At 67.6% G+C, this 19187-nt stretch carries 17 protein-coding genes; 11 read left to right on the top strand and 6 right to left on the bottom strand.

Annotated elements, in window-relative coordinates; genetic code table 11:
* Positions 1-119 precede the first annotated feature (119 nt).
* The 4 genes from LR393_RS03395 to LR393_RS03380 all read right to left on the bottom strand — a co-directional run bounded on the left by LR393_RS03395 (position 120) and on the right by LR393_RS03380 (position 5408).
* Positions 120-305 (bottom strand): hypothetical protein, encoded by a 186-nt coding sequence (locus LR393_RS03395; RefSeq protein WP_231481491.1) that lies wholly within the window; start codon positions 303-305, stop codon positions 120-122.
* Between the two features lie 305 nt (positions 306-610).
* Entirely contained in the window at positions 611-2071 is a 1461-nt protein-coding gene (locus LR393_RS03390; RefSeq protein WP_331282899.1) for an IS1380 family transposase, read from the bottom strand.
* Positions 2072-2906: 835 nt separating this feature from the next.
* Positions 2907-4601, bottom strand: a complete 1695-nt coding sequence (locus LR393_RS03385; protein ID WP_231481489.1) for a YibE/F family protein — start codon at positions 4599-4601, stop codon at positions 2907-2909.
* Positions 4602-4658: 57 nt separating this feature from the next.
* The gene (locus LR393_RS03380; protein ID WP_231481488.1) at positions 4659-5408 is read right to left on the bottom strand and encodes an SDR family NAD(P)-dependent oxidoreductase; all 750 of its coding nucleotides are present in this window, start codon (positions 5406-5408) and stop codon (positions 4659-4661) included.
* A 101-nt stretch (positions 5409-5509) separates the two neighbouring features.
* Between LR393_RS03380 and LR393_RS03375 the strand changes: the two genes are divergently transcribed.
* From LR393_RS03375 to LR393_RS36145, 6 genes are all read left to right on the top strand, one after another.
* Positions 5510-6145, top strand: a complete 636-nt coding sequence (locus LR393_RS03375) for a TetR/AcrR family transcriptional regulator (protein ID WP_345718925.1) — start codon at positions 5510-5512, stop codon at positions 6143-6145.
* A 152-nt stretch (positions 6146-6297) separates the two neighbouring features.
* On the top strand, positions 6298-7623 hold the full coding sequence (locus LR393_RS03370) for an ABC transporter substrate-binding protein (RefSeq protein WP_231481486.1): 1326 nt from the start codon (positions 6298-6300) through the stop codon (positions 7621-7623).
* Positions 7620-8519 carry a carbohydrate ABC transporter permease gene (locus tag LR393_RS03365; protein ID WP_231481485.1) on the top strand — a complete coding sequence of 300 codons (900 nt, stop codon included), beginning with the start codon at positions 7620-7622 and terminating at the stop codon, positions 8517-8519. The genes LR393_RS03370 and LR393_RS03365 overlap by 4 nt, the downstream gene beginning before the upstream one ends.
* Complete coding sequence (locus LR393_RS03360) at positions 8516-9427, top strand: carbohydrate ABC transporter permease (protein ID WP_231481484.1); 912 nt, start codon at positions 8516-8518, stop codon at positions 9425-9427. The genes LR393_RS03365 and LR393_RS03360 overlap by 4 nt, the downstream gene beginning before the upstream one ends.
* A 22-nt stretch (positions 9428-9449) precedes the next feature.
* On the top strand, positions 9450-11732 hold the full coding sequence (gene yicI / locus LR393_RS03355) for an alpha-xylosidase (protein WP_231481483.1): 2283 nt from the start codon (positions 9450-9452) through the stop codon (positions 11730-11732).
* A 6-nt stretch (positions 11733-11738) separates the two neighbouring features.
* On the top strand, positions 11739-12833 hold the full coding sequence (locus tag LR393_RS36145; protein WP_231481482.1) for a LacI family DNA-binding transcriptional regulator: 1095 nt from the start codon (positions 11739-11741) through the stop codon (positions 12831-12833).
* On the opposite strand, the gene LR393_RS03345 is transcribed toward LR393_RS36145, so the two are convergent.
* A complete protein-coding gene (locus tag LR393_RS03345) occupies positions 12823-13449 on the bottom strand; it encodes a cysteine hydrolase family protein (RefSeq protein ID WP_231481481.1) in 627 nt (208 codons plus the stop codon). The genes LR393_RS36145 and LR393_RS03345 overlap by 11 nt on opposite strands.
* Positions 13450-13587: 138 nt before the next feature.
* Between LR393_RS03345 and LR393_RS03340 the strand changes: the two genes are divergently transcribed.
* The 5 genes from LR393_RS03340 to LR393_RS03320 all read left to right on the top strand — a co-directional run bounded on the left by LR393_RS03340 (position 13588) and on the right by LR393_RS03320 (position 18172).
* Complete coding sequence (locus LR393_RS03340) at positions 13588-14550, top strand: GlxA family transcriptional regulator (protein WP_231481480.1); 963 nt, start codon at positions 13588-13590, stop codon at positions 14548-14550.
* 108 nt (positions 14551-14658) lie between these two features.
* Positions 14659-15489 carry a transporter substrate-binding domain-containing protein gene (locus LR393_RS03335; RefSeq protein WP_231481479.1) on the top strand — a complete coding sequence of 277 codons (831 nt, stop codon included), beginning with the start codon at positions 14659-14661 and terminating at the stop codon, positions 15487-15489.
* Between the two features lie 6 nt (positions 15490-15495).
* Entirely contained in the window at positions 15496-16164 is a 669-nt protein-coding gene (locus LR393_RS03330) for an amino acid ABC transporter permease (protein ID WP_231481478.1), read from the top strand.
* The gene (locus LR393_RS03325; RefSeq protein ID WP_231481477.1) at positions 16161-16916 is read left to right on the top strand and encodes an amino acid ABC transporter ATP-binding protein; all 756 of its coding nucleotides are present in this window, start codon (positions 16161-16163) and stop codon (positions 16914-16916) included. Before LR393_RS03330 ends, LR393_RS03325 begins: the two co-directional genes overlap by 4 nt.
* Before the next feature lie 170 nt (positions 16917-17086).
* Positions 17087-18172: an NAD(P)-binding domain-containing protein gene (locus tag LR393_RS03320; RefSeq protein WP_231481476.1), complete on the top strand. Its 1086-nt coding sequence runs from the start codon at positions 17087-17089 to the stop codon at positions 18170-18172.
* Between the two features lie 23 nt (positions 18173-18195).
* Here LR393_RS03320 and LR393_RS03315 read toward each other — a convergent pair whose 3' ends face one another.
* Positions 18196-19164, bottom strand: coding sequence for a phosphotransferase family protein (locus tag LR393_RS03315; RefSeq protein ID WP_231481475.1), 969 nt, complete (start codon positions 19162-19164; stop codon positions 18196-18198).
* Between the last annotated feature and the right edge of the window lie 23 nt (positions 19165-19187).

The following is a 19187-nucleotide window of genomic DNA, read 5'->3' as shown; positions in this document are numbered from 1 at the left end:
CAACAGAATGGGATCCCAACCGCGGTAACGGATTGATCGACGCTCTCAAAGAGCCTGGTCTCCCTGCGGTACCCGGGGAGTTTGCCATTCTGCGGACCGGACGCAGAGACGGATACATTTCACTTACCGTAGACGTGCGCGACGACCGCCCGGAACAAGGAGACCTTGACGAGTGGGAGGACGTGGCTGAGGTATCCGTGCAGGTCGAGGAGGACGATATCTTCGGGGTTGGAACGGTCGAGGAAGCCGGTGACGACGATCGCTTTCCCACTCTCGCTGAAGGGCAGTACCGGATCCGAGTTCATGCGCGCGGTCGTCAAGCCTCTCGCGCATCCCAGGGTGACGATTCCATCAAGGAGGAGTTTCTTCTCCTTATGTGGCCGGCCGAGCCGGAGCCAGAGGTTGTGCTAAAGACGAGTCGTTGAGAAGCTCACTGACCTCGATCCTTCGCGGGTGAGGATCGTTCGGATTCTTCTTGTCGGTTGTTGATCTTGGGCTCCTTTCTGATGGGTTTTGGGTGTGCTGGCGGCCCGACGGTCGGGTCGGTGCCGCCGGTTCACGGGCCGGCTGGGGTGTTCCTCCGGGTTGTTCGGGTAGGGACGGCCGGTGTTCAGGTGATGATGGGTGTGAATGGCAGGGTCAGGGCGGCTTGGATGCAGTCTCGTAGTTGGGTTGCCCAGGGCCAGGTTTCGGGGATGCGGATGGTGCGTCGGCGTTGGCCGCGGATGATCCGGGCGGATGTGTGCAGGATCCGGTAGCGCAGGGTCTTGGGTTCGGCTTTGGCCAGGTCGCCGCTCAGGCAGAGCAGGCGCAGCCAGGCCAGCAGGTCGCAGGCCATCGCGACGGCGGCCAGCCAGGCCTGATTGACCTGGGCCTTCTTGGAAGGCAGGTGTCCCATGCCGGTGGCCTTGGCGGTGCGGATGCAGTCCTCGACCCTCGCCTGGGCGCGGTGGCGGGCCTCGAGCACGGCTATCTGGGCGAGCTGGCCGCGGGTGGTGGCCGGGGTGTTGGTCGCGATGACCTGGTAGCGCCAGCCCTCGTGCTGTTCGAACAAGGACAGTTGGGCTCCGGGGTGGGGCTTTTCGCGGCGGACGATGATCCGCATTCCGGCCGGCCACGTCTTCAGCCGATCCCCGCCGACCGATTCGCGCAGGAGGCCGGTCAGTTCGATGACGGCGGCTTTGTCCAGGGGCCGGGCTTCGCCGTTCTCGTCCAGGGCGTGCTGCCAGGCATCGTCCGGGACCAGGTCGATGGCGGTCTTGACGCGTTCGTCGAGGTTGAACCCGACGCTGTAGTGGACTTTCCGGCCGGCTGCGGCGTTCAGGGTGGTGATGTGCTCGATCAGCTCGATCAGCTCGATCGTGGATCCGGCGCCGTCGCAGGTGATCAGCAGGTCGCGCCGGAACGCGGCGGGGATCTGACGGATCGCTTCGGTCAGGACCTCGATGTGGTCGGTGACGGTGTTCGATCCGGCGTTGCCGGCGCGGAGCTTGATCGCGAGGCATTCACCGGTGTTGTCGCACCACGCCGTGAGCGGATAGTGCCCGAAGGTCTTCTTGAATGTCGGCGCTGCCCATTCCTTCTCGGAGTGCGCGAGAATGGTCGAGGCATCCAGACGGATCACGACGCTCCGGCCGAGATTACACTGCCCGGCCACCCGTGCGGCCGGGATCTGCCCGTGCCGGGCCGTGATCTGGGCCCAGACCACCCTGCGGGTCCTCGCCCTTGCAGCAGCGATCCGGGCCAGCTGATGAGCGTCAACAGCGGACAGGGTCCGCCACAGAGTCGGGTCCGAGGCGACCGGCCCGAACATCTCGCCCTGATCACGCAGCACGGCCAGGTCCGACATCACCCGGCCACCATCAGCGATCATGACCGCCGTGTTGGTCATGACACGACCTCGATCGTGCACCACCAGAGCATCTTTCGGGTTCATGATCTGCGAGAGGCGCCCGGTCAGGCCGCTGCAGTCGGCCAGCAGCCGCACCGCAACTGATCCGGTATGCGCCACCACGCCGTGTCCGGCGACTTCTACCCGCAGGTCATCAGCCCATCCGCTAAACTCTGACACCTGAAAAGTGCTCCCTTTTCGCTGCTCCGGTGTTGTCTCGACAACTCCATCGTTGCAGCTCAGGGGGCACTTTTCTTATTTTCGGCCACTAGAACGCGGCTCGCCATGAATAGCCCGGGTTAGCGAAGTAGAAGTAATCTGCATCCGGCTTGCAGAACTCATCACAACCTCAAGACCAGCGCCGGATGGAGCACCCGCTTCAGCGGGCCCGATGAACGCCTTCCCGCAGGGACCGTTCTCTGGGTCACCCCTGAGGGCAGAGTGCATGCGTCCCCGCCACCGGTACTACCGGGCAGCCCGGGATGGACCCTGCCCCTTTCCGTGCCACCAGCCGACAACGAATTCCTCATCAGGCCGGCAACATCCACCCGGAACGACACTTTGACCGCGGCCCAGCGCACCGCCGACCGCCTCCGACGCTGGCAACGCGACATCGAACAAGTCAACGACGAGATCACGCGGGCGGCAAGGAGAAGACGCGGTGGCCTCAGTGAGCGCTCCTCTTCCTCAAGTGGTTCTGCTCCTGACCGCGGCAAGCGCGAACCCTGGGGGACCGCCACCGGCAATCTTCCCGATTACCCCGACCCACCATTCTGAGAATCTTCCGAATCCTGCTACCTGGAGGGCAGGATCCCTCTTCCGAAAGGGCCACGACAGCCAGGTCGACCACGCAGCAAGGCTTGCCCAGCGAAGCCCTCTGTCCACCAGGGCAGCTCCCACTCACCTGCGGTGCCACATCTCGCCGTCAACGTTCCAAGGCTTGCGAGGAAGCGACCATGCCAGCGCCAGACCCCGGGGATGGCCGAAACCATATGACTGGTCATCGGTCTCTCAGTCACGGGTTCCCCGGTTCCCGGCCAGGCGACTCCCAGCCACCGGAGTCCCAACCACCGGAGTCCCAACCATCGGAGTCCCAGCCGCCAGACTTCTGACCACCGGGTTCCTGAACACCGGGCTCATGGCCACCGAACTCATGGCCACCGGATCCCTGAGCACCGGAGTACGGGGCAGCAGACCTATCGGCGCCCGGCTCCCGGGACGGCGCCGCACGGTAGTCATTCGCGTCGTCCCGTCGCCGCCGACCGGAGCGACTTCCGTTCCACTTCCCGGGTTCCAGCGCACCAGATTCCGAAAGACGAGACCCCGATACACCAGACCCCGATACACCGGACCCCGGCGCCCCGGACCCCGATGAACCAATACCTACCGAACCAACACTTACTCCACCAACACTTACCCCACCAGCCCCCGGCGATGACGCCACGACAGCCGCAGCCACGCCGGTCGTCAGCGGAATGGCCAGAACCAGACCGATCGCCCCGACGAGCGTGCGCACGATCTCCTCGGCGATCTGCCCACTCGTCAGAACCTGCCCCAGGGGCTGGTGGTACAGGTCGATGAGGATGAGCGTGGGCAATGCCGCACCGGCGTAGGCAAAGGCGATCGTGTAGACGGTGGAGGCCAGATGATCACGCCCGACCCGCATACCGCTGACGAACAGCTTCCCGAACCCCAGCTGCGGAGCGTGAGCCCGGACCTCCCAGACGGCCGACGCCTGGGTGATGGTGACATCGTTCAGCACCCCGAGACCGGCCATGATGATGCCGCAGAGAATCACCCCGGACAGATCCGATGACCCGGTGAGCTGGGCCAGCGTGTAGTTCTCCTCCGAACTGAGACCGTTGAGATGCCCGACGGTCGAGGCCCAGTCGGCCAGCCCCGCGGTCAGCGCCAGGCCGAAAATCGTTCCGAGCAGAGCCGCCGTGGTCTTCGCCGAGACCCCGTGCGCCAGGTACAGCACCACCGTCATGACGGCGACGGAACCGATCAGGGCCACCGCGACCGGATTCTCACCCAGCCGTAACGCCGGCAGCATGAACTTGACGACCGCGAGATAGCCCAGTCCCAGACCGATGACGGCCGCCAGCCCCCGCAACCGGCCCACGGCCACGACCAGCACCGAAAAGGCCACTGCCAGCAAGACCAACGGGAAGCCACGGGAGAAGTCGTTCCACGCGTAGACGGTCCCGTCCGGCAGAGCAGCGGGCGGAGTCGTACCCACATCCGCACCGGTATCCGCAGCGTCACCGCTGTCCTCGCCCGACAGCAGCGACCCGGGATAGCGAGCCACCTGGATGCTGTCCCCGGGACTGACCCCCGCGCGGTACACCTGCGCCGGGATCTGCACCGTGACGGACTCTCCCTCATCCGGACCGGAAGAGATCTGCACGGCCGCAGAGGCACAGAGCACCGTTGCCGGGATGGATCCGTCGGGCAGCCGGTCGCCCGACGATCCCTCGCACTCCTGCGCCGACGTCGAGACCACTTTCGCACCGTAGACGTCCTGGGACACGTCCCCAGCGGTGGTCACCTGCCGCGCGACCGGCGGCGTACTACTGGGCCACAGCATCACCATCCCGACGACCGTGGCGACGAGCAGCGGTACCAGCACCGCCAGGAGCCAGGCCAGTGCGCGCCGGCCGACAGCGAAGTCCTCGCCGCCGGCGCCGTGAACATGATGGGAGCCCATGGACGCCGAAGGTAATGATAATGCTTATCACTGTCCAGGCGCCCCCCACCGCGCCCCTCAGGCGGCCGGCCCCAGCAACAGGCCACCGTCGATCACCACGTCCGAGCCGGTCATGAACGCCGCCCGCGACGACGCCAGATGCAGCATCAGATCGCTGACCTCCTCCGGGCGACCCAGCCGCGGCACGGCGAAGGGCTCGGGCGAGAAGACATCGGCCAGCGCCGGGTACCCGTCAGCCGGTGGCTCGTGCACGAGAGGTGTGGAGATGACGCCCGGGTGGACCGCCAGCACCCGGATCCCGTCCTTCGCGAGCTCCAGGGCGGCGGACCGGGTCAGCCCCCGAACAGCCCACTTACTGGCCACGTACGAAGCGAAGTGGGCCGTCCCGCCGTAGGCCATCGACGACCCGACATTGATGATCACCCCACCACCGGCACGCCGCATGGAAGCCGTCACCGCCCGGATACCCAGGTACTGCCCGGTGACGTTGACCGCGAACGTCCGCTCCCAGAGTCCGGATTCGGTATCCTCGAGCAATACGGCCGGATTCTGCACACCGGCGTTGTTGATCAGCACCGAGACCGGACCGAACCGTTCCTGTGCGGCGTGCACCGCTGCTTTCCAGTCGTCCTCGTCCGTGACATCGAGCCGGACGAAGAGCGACCTCTCCCCCAGCTCTCCGACCATCGCCTCACCCACCGTCGCGTTGAGACCCGCGACGACCACGGCGTCCCCTTGTGCATGAAACGCCCGTACATGACTGGACCCCATGCCCCCGGTACCGCCAGTGATCAGAACTGTGCGCATGAGCATCCTTCGATCGAGTGGTGAGCCGAGCGACTCGCCTCACAACGTAGGCAGAGAACAATGGTGAGTCAAGTAGCTCACCACTCGAGCCGACCGGCATGATGGACGACGTGCCTCCCGAGATCCCCACGTACCACCAGGTCATGGCCGCCGAGAAGCGCGCCGCCATCATCGGCGCCGCAACCGGCCTCTTCCTCCGGTCGGGGTACGCCGGCACCTCCCTGGCCAAGATCGCGACCACCGCCGGGGTCTCCAAGGCAACGCTGTTCAAGCAGTTCCCGACCAAGGCGGCGTTGTTCGACGCGATCGTCACGGACTACTGGCGACCGCAGCACGAGAGCGACCACGACCAGCCCCCCACCGGCGACCTCACGGTGGGGCTGGAGACCGTCGGTCGGCGCTACGTCGCCCTCCTGACCCGCCCGGGCATGGCCGACCTGTTCCGCATCGTCATCGCCGAGGCCCCCCGCTTCCCCGAGCTGGGCCAGACCCACTTCCGCCTGGGCAAGATGCCGTTCTTCGACTCGGTGCGCCGCTACCTCGAGGCCGAGAAAGACGCCGGGAACGTCGATCTCACCGATGCCTCGCTCGCAGCCACCCAGTTCCTGGGCATGATCGCCGACTTCGTCTTCTGGCCGCGCATGCTCCTGCTCGACTACAGCCCCTCGGACGGGGCGATGGACGGGGCCGTGATCGAGGCCGCCAGGACCATGAAGGCCCGCTACGCCACCACCTGAACGACCGTTCGTCGCCAGACCAGAGTCATCTGTCGCTTTTGCTGAAGGTTTACCGCTAACTTCCGTTACCGGTAAACCTGCACGAACACGCAGGCCAGGCATCGGAGTGGATGCGGCTGGCGCGCCCACTCCTCCTCAAGGAGGTAGCGCCCGTGGGACAACGACGGATCGTCGTCGGGAGTGCACTGGCACTCGCGGCGACCCTGCTGGTGACCGCCTGCAGCGGCGGGAGCGACTCCGCCGGCAGCAGCGACGACATCGACACCGCCCCGAAGGGTGAGGGTCAGACCCTCACGGTGTGGACGTACGAGGACAAGACCAGTGCGATGGGTATCGCCTGGGAAGAAGCGATGAAGAAGTTCACCGAGGAGACCGGCGCCAAGGTCGACTTCCAGCTGAAGAGCTTCGAGCAGATCAACCAGTCCGCCAGCCAGGTGCTGAACTCGGACTCGGCGCCCGACGTGATGGAGTACAACAAGGGCAACGCCACCTCGGGCCTGCTCTCCAGCCAGGGCCTGCTGACCGACATCGGGCCCGCGGTGAAGGCGTACGGCTGGGCCGACAAGCTCTCGTCGTCCTTGCAGACCACGGCGCGGTACAGCGACACCGGCGTGATGGGATCGGGCAACTGGTACGGCATCCCGAACTATGGTGAGTACGTCCAGGTGTACTACAACAAGGATCTTTTCAAGAAGTACGACCTCGAGGTGCCGACCACCCTCGACGAGTTCACCCAGGTACTGCAGACGTTCAAGGACAAGAGCATCACCCCGCTCGCCGAGTCCGCCCAGGAGTACCCGCTCGGCCAGTTGCTGTACCAGCTCGCCCTGATGAACGCGGACCGCAAGTGGGTCACCGACTACCAGACCTACACGGCCCCCGCCGACTTCCACGACGCGAACTGGACCGCCGCCGCGAACACCCTGAAGGAATGGGTGGACAAGGGCTACATCTCGAAGAGCTCCACCGGCCAGAAGGCCCAGGACGCCGGGGACGCGTTCATCGCCGGCACCAACCCGATCTTCTTCTCCGGCAGCTGGTGGTACGGAAACTTCACCACCTCCAACAAGTTCGACTGGGGCACCTTCCTCTTCCCGGGCGCCAAACTCTCCCCCGGCTCGTCCGGGAACCTGTGGGTGGTGCCGGAGAACTCCGACGCCAAGGACCTCGCCTACAAGTTCATGGACATCACCATGTCCCCCGAGATCCAGAACCTCCTGGGTAACAACGGCGGTATCCCGGTGGCCGCCGAACCCGACGCGATCACCGACGAGAAGTCGAAAGACCTGATCAACAACTTCACCACCCTGAACGACCAGGACGGCCTGGCCTTCTACCCGGACTGGCCCGCCCCGACCTTCTACGCCGACCTCAACTCCAGCCTGCAGGAGCTGGTGAACGGCTCGAAGCCGGTCGACGCCGTGCTGGACCAGCTCCAGACCGACTACGACAAGGGAGTCAAGGAGATCGACGGGTGAGGTCGGAAAGCCGTAAAGGCTACTGGCTCTACCTGATCCCGGGAGCGCTCCTGCTCACGGTCATCATCATCGTGCCGCTGGCCTGGAACGTGTACCTCAGTTTCACCCGCTACCGCGGGATCAAGCCGCCCACCTGGATCGGCCTGGACAACTGGAAGGAACTGTTTCAGGACGCCGACTTCTGGGCGTCGTTCCAGCACAGCATCGCGATGGTCGTGGCCATGGTGATCCTGCCGACCGCGATCGGGCTGTTCCTCGCCTCGCTGCTGTTCGACCTGGTGGGGCGCCGGTTCAACGGCAAGATCATGGGTCTGCTGCGCGCGGTCTACTACCTTCCGCAGATCCTCCCGATCGCGATCGCGGCGATCGTGGTCGGGTGGATCCTGCGTCCCGAGGACGGCGCCCTGAACGACCTGCTGAAGGCGTTCGGCCTGGGTGGACTCCAGCACAACTGGCTGGGAAGCCCCGACACGGCGCTGCTCTCGATCGCGGCGGTCCTGGTCTGGATCCAGATCGGTTACCCCGTGGTGGTCTTCATGTCGGCGCTGCAACGGATCGACCCCCAGCTCTACGAGGCGGCGGAACTCGACGGCGCCAACTGGTTCCAGCGGTTCCGCGCCATCACCCTGGCGGGTATCCGCCCGGAGATCTTCGTCGTGGTGCTCACCTGCACGGTGGCCGCCCTGAAGGTGTTCGGACCGGTCTACGCGCTGACGAGAGGTGGCCCGGGCAGCTCGACGATCGTGCCGAGCTACTACTCCTACACCGAGTTCTTCACCGCGCAGCGGGTCGGTTACGGCGCCACGATCGCGACGGCACTCACCGTGGTCGTGCTCGCCGTCGCGATCTTCTTCGTCCGGGCCCAGTTCCGGCTGGCCGATCAGGAGGAACAATGACGGTCGGCCAGTCCGAGAACGAACATCAGCAATTGGTGGACGAGGAACACCCCGCGCCGGCACCTCCCCGCCGGAACGGACGACGGCGCCGGACCGGCCTGGAGTGGCTGGCCCTGGCCGTCACCCTGGTCGTCGGCGTGATCATGGGCGCCCCACTGCTCCTGGTTCTGCTCAACGCCGTGAAGTCACCCGAGGACTTCTCCGCCCACGGCCCGCTGGGACTGCCCACCGGGATCTACCTGGACGGCATCAAGACCTTCTGGGAGGCCGTCGACTTCCCCCGCAAGGTCTGGAACAGCGTCCTGATCTCCGGCCTGGTGGCGGTGTTCGGCGTGCTGATCTCGGTGCTGAACGCCTACGCCCTGGGCATCGGCCGGGTACGGGGCCGGATGTGGGTCCTCGTGGCGTTCCTCCTGGCGACGATCGTGCCGCAGGAGGCGCTGCTCTACCCGCTGTACATCATGTTCAAGAACATCGGCCTGTACGACACCATCTGGTCGGTCGTCATCGTCTTCGTCGTCATCCACGGCGCCTTCGGGACCTACCTGCTGGCCAGCGTCTTCGGCGCCTTCCCCCGGGAGCTCCTGGAGGCGGCGGCGCTCGACGGGGCCAACCGACGGCAGATCCTCTGGCGCGTGGTGGTTCCCGTCTGCCGCCCGACCCTGGCCGTACTGGCCGTGTTCTTCTTCATCTGGACCTGGAACGAGTTCCTGATCCCCCTGTCGTTCCTGGTCAGCGCCGACAACCAGACCGTGCAGGTGGGCATCGCGACGCTTCAGGGAGAACGCATCATGAACGTCACCACGATCAGCGCCTCGGCCCTGCTCGGCGTTCTGCCGACCCTGATCTTCTTCCTCGTCTTCCAGCGCACCCTGACCCGCGGGCTCACCGCGGGTGCCATCAAGTGAGACGAAAGGTGCTGACCCGCCGATGAAATTCAGTGATGGTTACTGGCGCATGCGGGACGGGGTCGAGGCCCTGTACGCCCGTGAGGTGTTCGACGTCGAGAGCACCGGCAACCAGTTGGTCGTCCTCGCCGCCACGAAGGTCGTGGCGCACCGGGGCGACACGCTCAACGCCGCGACGCTCACGGTGACCCTGACCGCCCCGGCCCCCGGTGTGATCAAGGTGCGCGTCGAGCACCACAAGGGCAGCAAGGAACCGGAGCGGTTCGAGCTGAACACCTCCGAAGAGGGCAGCAGCAGTTTCGACGGCACGACCGGTGTGCTGCGCTCGGGATCCCTGGAGGCCCGGATCGACCTGGGCGCACCCTGGAACCTGAGCTTCGTGCAGGACGGCAAGCCCCTGACCAGCAGCGGCCTGCGGTCACTGGGACTGATGCTCGACAACGGCACGACCTACCTGCACGAGCAGCTGGCCCTGGGCGTCGGCGAGACCGTCTACGGGCTCGGCGAGCGCTTCGGCCCGCTGGTGAAGAACGGCCAGTCTGTGGACATCTGGAACGCCGACGGCGGCACCTCCAGCGAGCAGGCCTACAAGAACGTGCCCTTCTACCTCAGTAACCGCGGTTACGGGGTGCTGGTGAACGACGCCGGCCCGGTCTCCCTCGAGATCGGCTCGGAAGCAGTCGAGCGGGTGCAGTTCTCGGTCCCGGGCGAGACGCTGGAGTACCTGGTGATCGGCGGCCCCGGGCCGAAAGACGTGCTGGACCGGTACACCCGGCTCACCGGCCGCCCGGCGCAGGTGCCGGCCTGGAGCTACGGCACCTGGCTGTCCACGAGTTTCACCACCGACTACGGCGAGGAGACGGTCAACCACTTCGTCGACGGTATGGCCGAGCGCGGTATACCGCTCAGCGTCTTCCATTTTGACTGCTTCTGGATGCGCGAGTACAGCTGGTGCGACTTCACCTGGGACCCCCGGGTTTTCCCCGACCCCGTGGGCATGCTGAAGCGCCTGCGGGAGAAGGACCTGCGGGTGTGCGTCTGGATCAACCCGTACATCGGCCAGCGCGCCGCCATTTTCGACGAGGCGAGCGAAAAGGGCTACCTGCTGCGGAAGCCGGGCGGTGGTACGTACCAGACCGACCTCTGGCAGGCCGGGATGGGCCTGGTCGACTTCACCAACCCGGATGCCGTGGCCTGGTACCAGGGGCATCTGCGCCGTCTTCTGGCCGAGGGCGTCGACTGCTTCAAGACCGACTTCGGCGAGCGCGTGCCCACCGACGTCATCTACCACGACGGTGCCGACCCGGAGCGGATGCACAACCTCTACACACACCTCTACAACCGTGCGGTCTTCGAGGTGGTGGAAGAGGTCAGGGGTCACGACGAGGCGATCGTGTTCGCGCGCTCGGCGACCACCGGCGGTCAGCAGTTCCCGGTGCACTGGGGTGGCGACAGCACGGCGTCGTACGTGTCGATGGCCGAGACGCTGCGCGGTGGCCTGAGTCTCGGGCTGTCGGGGTTCGGTTTCTGGAGTCACGACATCGGTGGGTTCGAGGGGACGCCCGACACGGCACTGTTCAAGCGGTGGACGGCGTTCGGCATGCTCTCGAGTCACAGCCGGTTCCACGGCAACAACTCCTACCGGGTGCCGTGGCTGGTGGACGACGATGACAGCAGCGATTTCGGTGCGGTCGCGGTGGCCCGGAAGTTCGGGCGGCTCAAGGCCCGTCTGGCCCCGTACCTGCTGGCGGCGGGCCGGGAGGCCCACGAGCGGGGGACGCCGGTGATGCGGCCGATGATCCTGGAGTTCCCGGACGACCCGGCGGTGGCCTACCTGGACCGGCAGTACCTGCTGGGCCCGGACCTGCTCGTCGCGCCGGTGTTCTCCCCCGACGGCGAGGTGGAGTACTACCTGCCCGAGGGCGACTGGGTGCGTCTGCTCACCGGTGAGACCGTGACGGGTGGGCGCTGGGTGAAGGAGCACCACGAGGTCGACTCCCTGCCCCTGCTGGTGCGGCCCGGCGCGGTGGTGCCCCTGGGTGCGCGCGAGGACCGTCCCGACACCGATCACCTCGACGGGCTCACCCTGGTGGTCAATCCCTCAGATGCGCCGGCAGAGGACGCGTGGGAACGCCGGGTGGATATCCTCACCGGTCATGGTGAGGGCGCCGGATCGGCAGAGTTCTCCGTACGTCGTGACGGCGGGCGGATCGTGGCGGAGTCGAGCATCGCGAACGGCTGGGGCCTGGCCCGGCCCGGTGGCGGGCGGGTCGCCGCGGAGAACGGCCGAGCCGTCCTCGGATGAGCACCTGTGAGTAGCGAACCGGCTTCGCCCGGCCCGGCCAGACGTCCCACCATCTACGACGTCGCCAAGCAGGCGGGTGTCTCGCACCAGACGGTGGCGATGGTGTTGCGGGGGCAGGGCAAGTTCCGGCCGGAGACGCTGAAACGGGTGTCGGCGGCGATCGAGACGCTGCGGTACCGGCCGAACAACGCGGCCCGGGCCCTGGCCACGAGCAGCGCCAACCGGATCGGGGCCCTGGTGTTCGAGCTGCTGGAGGTCGGACCGAGCAAGACCGTGCAGGGCGCGAGCCTGCGCGCGGCCGAGGCCGGCTACCTGCTGGAGATCGTCAGCCTGCCGCTGCACGATCCGCGTGACGACCAGATCGACGACGGTGCGATCCGGCGGGCCCTGACCCTGCTGGATCGCGCCGATGTCGCCGGGATCCTGGTCTTCGCACCCGTGGACCGGCTGCTCGACCGGCAGGCGGGTGTCGACGTGAGCTCCCTGAGCGTGCCCCTGGTGATGGAGCTGGAACCCGAGCCGGCCCGGGGCACCACGCTCAGCGAGCGCGGGATGGACCTGGTGATCGACCATCTCGCCGGGCTGGGTCATACCCGCATCGCCTACCTGGGAGGTTCGCCCACCTGGGTGGCGGCACGGCGCCGCAGCGAGGCCGTGCGCGGGGCGCTGGCCCGGCACGGCCTCGAGCTGGTGGCGGAACTGGCCGGTGACTGGTCGGCCGCGTCCGGGGCCCGGGCCGTGCGGGCCCTGGGCCCGGACGACCTGGCCGGGATCACCGCCCTGGTCTGCGGTAACGACCAGATGGCCCTGGGCGCTCTGCTGGCCCTGGACGAGCACGGCATCGACGTCCCCACCCGGATGAGCGTCACCGGGTTCGACGGGATCCCGGAGAGCGGGTTCCTGCGCCCGCCCCTCACCACCGTGAAGGTCGACTACGCCACCCACGGACGTCAGCTGCTGGAGTCCCTGCTGGCCCGGATCGGACAGCCGGCCGGAAACATCGAGACGACCGGGAACACCCCGGACGACGCCCCGCCGGACACCGAGTTCCTGCCCCGGGGCAGCACCGCGCCACCCTCGGGACCGGACGTCAGGAGCTGAACTTCTGCCGCCCCGCGAGGGCCGACGACACCAGGTCGTCCTTCGGCAGCGGGGTTCCGGAGGCGACCGCGGAGGTCCAGGCGTCCACCGTGCCCACCGCCGCGAAGTTGGCGTTGAGCACCGTCATCAGGGTGGCGTGCAGGTCGCGGGCCGCCACGTGCCCGGCCGCGTTGGCCAGGTGCGTGGTGCCCGAGGCGTCGATCAGGATCTCCGCGGCGAACCCCAGCCCCTCGGACTCGACCGACGAGGCCAGGTCGCAGTTGTGGGTCATGAAGCCGACCAGGGTGACCGTGTCCACTCCCTCGGCCCGCAGCCAGGCGGCGAGATCCGTTCCGGCGTAAACACTCCCGTTGACCTTGGAAACCCGCTTGGATCCTGCGGCGGAGGCCTCGATCTGGGGGTGCAGCTGCCACCCGGCCGAGCCCTCGACGAACACCGGCGAACCGGCCGGGGCCTGGTGCTGCACGTAGACGACCGGCAGGCCCGCGGACCGGGCGACGGTGATCGCCCGCAGGATCTGCGCGAGAGCCTCGTCGCGGGGCGGGTACTGGATCTCCAGCGGACCGTCGAAGTACTCCTGCTGGACGTCGACGACGATGAGCGCACGGCTGGTCATCGGGATTCCTTCCTGGGGCCGAAAAGGCTGACCCCTGAAGCATCCGCCGTCGGTGACGACAGCACGAGTGGCCCGAATGCATAATAGCGATGAGATCGAGCCAACCTCAGAGATCTGAGGGCACGGAGGGACAGAGACATGCGCATCGCCGTTCACGCCTTCGACGGCATCACGATGTTCCACCTCGCCGCCCCCCAGCTGGTGTTCGGCGAGGTCGCCAAGCTCGGGCTCGGGGACTGGACGACCCACGTCTGGACGACGTCGGGCCCCTCGATCGTCACCTCCGAGGGGTACACGATCGCCGGCCTGGGCGGGCCGTCGACGACGGAGGGCGCGGACATCGTGGTCGTCCCCTCGTGGCGGGACGACCTGGCGACACCGGACGCCGGGCTGGTCCGGGCCGTCCAGGACGCCCATGCCTCAGGCAGCATGGTGATCGGTCTCTGCCTGGGCGCGTTCCCCGTCGCCGCGGCCGGTCTTCTGCGGCACCGCACCGCGGTGACGCACTGGAGCGCCACCGGGGAACTGGCAGCTCGTCATCCCGAGGTCACGGTGGACAGCTCCGTGCTCTACGTGGATCACGGCGACGTCCTCACGTCCGCCGGCACCGCATCCGGGATCGACGCGTGTCTCCACGTCGTCCGTAAACATCTGGGCGTCACCGCCGCGAACCGGGTGGCCCGCAGCCTGGTCGTCGCCCCGCACCGTGAGGGAGGCCAGGCGCAGTACATCGAGCGGCCGCTGGTGGACGCGCGCAGTGACGCCCCGATCGCCGAGGTCCTCACCTGGGCCCTGGAGCACCTGGACCGGCCCCTGACCCTGGAGGACCTGGCGGCCCGGGCCACGATGAGCCGCCGTAACTTCGTGCGCCGCTTCCGGGAGGCGACCGGCAGCACCCCCGCCCGCTGGGTGACCGACCAGCGCCTCGACGAGGCCCGGCGGCTGCTGGAGACCAGCGACTGGCCCGTCGACCGCATCGCCCAGGAGTGCGGATTCGGGAGCCCCGTGACATTGCGCCAGAATTTCGCGGCCCGGTTCGCCACGTCCCCGGCCGGTTACCGGCGCGCTTTCCAGGAACGACGTCCCCAAGCAGTGGTTTGACCCTGCCCAAGCAGATGACGCAACCTCTGGTTAACCTCAGACGGGTTCACAAGCATTCGGCAGGAATGACAGCCTGACTTTTCCTGTCGACTAAGAAGGGTTTGTCCGATGATCAGCAAGAGGTTCCTCGCCGTCTCCGCGGCCGCGCTCATGACGCTGGGCCTGGCCGCCTGCGGTGGTGACTCTGACAGCTCGGGCAGCAGTGCGAGTGGTAGCGGCAAGGAGCCGCTGAAGGTGGCCACCGAGGGCGTCTACGCGCCCTTCACCTACCACGACACCAAGAACGGCAACAAGCTCACCGGGTACGACGTCGAGGTGGTCGAGGCGGTCGCCGCCAAGCTCGGCCGCAAGGTGGAGTTCTCCGAGACCGCCTGGGACTCGATCTTCGCCGGCCTGGAGGCCAAGCGCTACGACGTGGTGGCCAACCAGGTCACCGTCAACGACGAGCGCACGGCCAAGTACAGCTTCTCGCAGACGTACACCGACTCGGTCGGCGTCATCGTCACCCGCGCCGACGACACGTCGATCACCACCGCGGCCGACCTCAAGGGCAAGACCGCCGCCCAGTCGTCGACGAGCAGCTTCGGCACGGCCGCCAAGGATGCCGGGGCCAAGATCGAGAACGTCGAGGGCTTCAACCAGGCCATCCCCCTGCTCAAGCAGAAGCGGGTCGACGTCACGCTCAACGACAGCCTGGCCGTGCTCAACTACCTGACCGAGAGCGGCGACAAGGACATCAAGATCGCCGGGGAGATCGGCGACCCGACGCAGCAGGCGTTCGCGTTCCGCAAGGACAGCGACCTGCCCGCCGAGTTCGACACGGCGCTCGACGAGCTGCGCGCCGACGGCACGCTGGCCAAGATCTCCGAGAAGTACTTCGGCAAGGACGTCTCCGGCGGCGACCCGGCCGACGCCTCCCCGAGCCCGTCCGCGAGCTGATCACCCATGGACCAATCGACCGTCGAGCTGATCCGCAGCTCGCTCGGGCCGCTGCTGGAGGGGATGGTCAAGGGGACCATCCCCCTCACAGCGATCAGCTTCGTGCTCGGGCTGCTGCTGGCCCTGGTCGTGGCGCTGATGCGGCTGTCGCCGATCTGGCCGGTCTCCGCGATCGCCCGGTTCTACGTCTCGGTGATCCGCGGAACGCCGCTGCTGGTGCAGCTGTTCATCATCTTCTACGGGCTGCCCTCGCTCGGCGCGACGATCGATCCGTGGCCGAGCGCCGTCCTCGCGTTCACCCTGAACGTGGGCGGATACGCCTCGGAGATCATCCGTGCGGCCATCATCTCGGTGCCGCGCGGGCAGTGGGAGGCGGCCCAGACCGTCGGCATGAACTACCCGACCACCCTGCGCCGGATCATCCTGCCGCAGGCCGCCCGGGTGTCCGTGCCGCCGCTGTCGAACACGCTCATCTCGCTGGTGAAAGACACCTCCCTGGCCTCCACCATCCTGGTCACCGAAACCTTCCGGAAGGCCCAGGAACTGGCCGGCCCCACCTTCGAGTTCTTCACCCTCTACATGGTGGCCGCCGCCTACTACTGGGCGGTCTGCCTGGTGCTGTCCTTCGCCCAGTCCCGCTTGGAGACCCGACTCGACAGGTATGTGGCCTCATGACCGAACATCTCCTCGACGTCCAGGGCCTGAACAAGTCCTTCGGCGACAACCACGTCCTGCGCGGTGTCGACCTGATCGTGCCCACCGGCTCGGTGACGGTGCTCATCGGCCCCTCCGGCTCGGGCAAGACCACCGTGCTGCGCTCGCTCAACGCCCTCGAGATCCCCGACGCGGGCACGGTGCGGATCGGTGACGTCAGCGTCGACTTCGGTGCGAAACCCGACCGCCGCCAGATCACGGAACTCCGCGCGCAGAGCGGGATGGTGTTCCAGAGTCACAACCTGTTCCCGCACCTGAGCGTGCTGCGCAACGTCACCGAGGGCCCGCTCGTGGTGCAGAAGCGCCCGGCCGCCGAGGTGAACGCCGAGGCGCTGGAACTCTTGCGGCGGGTCGGCCTGGCCGAGAAGGCCGAGCAGTTCCCGTATCAGCTCTCCGGTGGTCAGCAGCAGCGAGTGGGTATCGCCCGGGCCCTGGCCATCAAGCCTCGGCTCATGCTGTTCGACGAGCCCACCTCGGCCCTCGACCCCGAGCTCGTGGGCGAGGTGCTCGCGGTCATGAAAGACCTGGCCGCCGACGGCTGGACCATGGTCGTGGTGACGCACGAGATCCGGTTCGCCCGGCAGGTCGCCGACCAGGTGCTGTTTCTCGACGGTGGAGTGGTGGCCGAACGCGGCACTCCCGCCGAGGTGCTGGACCACCCGAAAGAGGAACGCACACAGCGGTTCCTGCACCGCCTCATCGACCCGCTCTGAATCACCGATCCGGCCGGCGCCGGCCGGAATCGACCATGATCACCCCGGCCTCGTCGTACCCGGGACACACGTGCGCGACCGGGGAGATCCGGGTCACAGCCGGCCCGTCCGCCGGAATACCCGTCCCGGCCCCGGACTTCCCCTGACCAGGCACGTCGGAGGAGTCACGTATGCAGCGGGCGACCGTGGTGGTCATCGGAGCGGGTCAGGCCGGGCTCTCGGCGGCCTACCACCTGAAGCGGCGGGGGTTCGGGTCCGCGATCGACGGGCAGCCGCACAACCGCACCTTCGCCGTGCTCGACGCGGCTCCCGCACCGGGCGGGGCCTGGCCGCACCGGTGGGAATCCCTGACGATGACCACGGTCAACGGAATCTTCGACCTCCCCGGTCACCCGAGTCCGCCCGTCGACCCGGACGAGCCGAGCCGGACGGCGGTCCCCCGCTACTTCGCCGGGTTCGAGCAGGCGAACGACCTGCCGATCCTGCGGCCCGTCCCGGTCACCGCGGTACACCGCGCCCCGCCGGGATTCGAGGTCGAAACCGGCCGCGGCACCTGGCTCGCCGAGGCGGTCGTCAACGCCACCGGCACCTGGACCAACCCGGTCCTCCCGCACTACCCCGGCCAGGAGACCTTTATCGGGCGCCAGCTGCACACCCGCGACTACGTGTCGGCCGCCGAGTTCTCCGGGAAACGGGTGGCGGTGGTCGGCGGTGGCATCTCCGCGGTCGAACTGCTGGAGGAGATCTCCCGCGACGCCACCACCTTCTGGTTCACCCGCCGCGAACCGGTCTTCCGGGAGGGTGCTTTCGAGCCGGAGGTCGCCGGGCGCGAGACGATCGCCCGGGTCGTCGCCGACGTCGAGGCGGGCCGGCCGACCGGCAGCGTCGTGTCGTACACCGGCCTGAGCTGGGCCCCGTACGCCGTCGCGGCCCGCGAGCGCGGCGTGCTGGTACGCCGCCCGATGTTCACCGCGATCGAGCCCGGCGGCGTGCGCGAGGCGGACGGCTCGTTCACCCCCGTCGACGTGATCCTCTGGGCGACGGGCTTCCGGCCCGCCCTGAGCCACCTCGACCCCCTGGGCCTGCGCAACGAGAGCGGCGGAATCCAGCTGGACGGTACCCGGGTCGTAGGCGAACCGGGCCTGCACCTGATCGGTTTCGGCCCGTCCCAGTCCACCGTCGGCGCCAACCGGGCCGGGCGGGCGGTCGTGGCCTCCCTGGTGAGACAGCTCGAACTGGTCCCGGGTCTGAGGTAACCGGTAGCTCGCCGGTCGTACGGTCAGAAGGAGACGTCTGCCAGACGCCGGGTCACAACCTCGGCCACGCGCGAGGACATGTCGCCCTCCGGTGGATGGGCCAGGATGTCGGCCAAGGTGAAAAGGTCGAGCGCCCGGCTGATCTCGAGCCAGTTCTCGGGAAGTTCACCACCCGCGTCGGTGTAGCCGTCGGCGAAACCGGCCACGTACTCCCGCGGGTAGTCTTCCGCGAAGCGCAGCATGTTTCCCACGTCGGTGAGAGGTGAGCCGCTGAAGGCGAACTCCCAGTCCAGCACGGCGGCGACCTCCCAGCGCCCGCGCACCTGACGCACCACGATGTTCTTCGGGTTGAAGTCCATGTGCACGAGTTTCCGGTCCCCGGCGACCGCGTCGACCCAATGGGTGGAACGCAGCGCGAGCGCCAGCAGACCCCGCCGCTGGTGTCCGTCGAGGACGCGGGAGGAGTGCCCGGCGGAAAGGGCCCGGTCCACGACGTCAAGAGGGTCAATGAGGACATCCCGGCCGTCCGGTTCGAGCGAACCCCCGCGAAAGGCCCCGGGGGTGGCGAAGGAGATCTGCCCGACACCGGCCAGGGCCGCCCCGACGACCCGCCCCAGCTGCTCGCTCTCGCCCGCGCCGGAAGAGTTCTGGTCATGGAGGACGAGGTCGAGCGGGCGACCGTCGACATACCGGTAGACCAGGGTCGGCTCGCCGGAGGCCTCGCCGGTGCGGTCGGCGCCGACCACCTCGACGGCCGGAACCCGACCGGCCAGATGACTCGACAGGGCCTGTTCCAGGGCGCACGGATTGCGACGCCGGTACCGGCGCACCACGTACCGTTCACCCGAACTCACGGTCAGGACGACCATTTCGTGATTAGCACCACCGACCAGAGCCTCCGCACCGGCGATCTCCTGACCGGGCAGCACCTCGCGGGTCAGCCACCCGTTCAGTGGATTGTCAAGTACGGCATGTAATTTGGCGTCCCCCACGGCACGGACTCTACTCCCGTCCG

Source organism: Kineosporia mesophila (assembly GCF_021129235.1).
GTDB lineage: Bacteria > Actinomycetota > Actinomycetes > Actinomycetales > Kineosporiaceae > Kineosporia > Kineosporia mesophila.
Note: the sequence above shows the minus strand (reverse complement) of the source record. Positions and strands in the feature narration are given on the sequence as shown.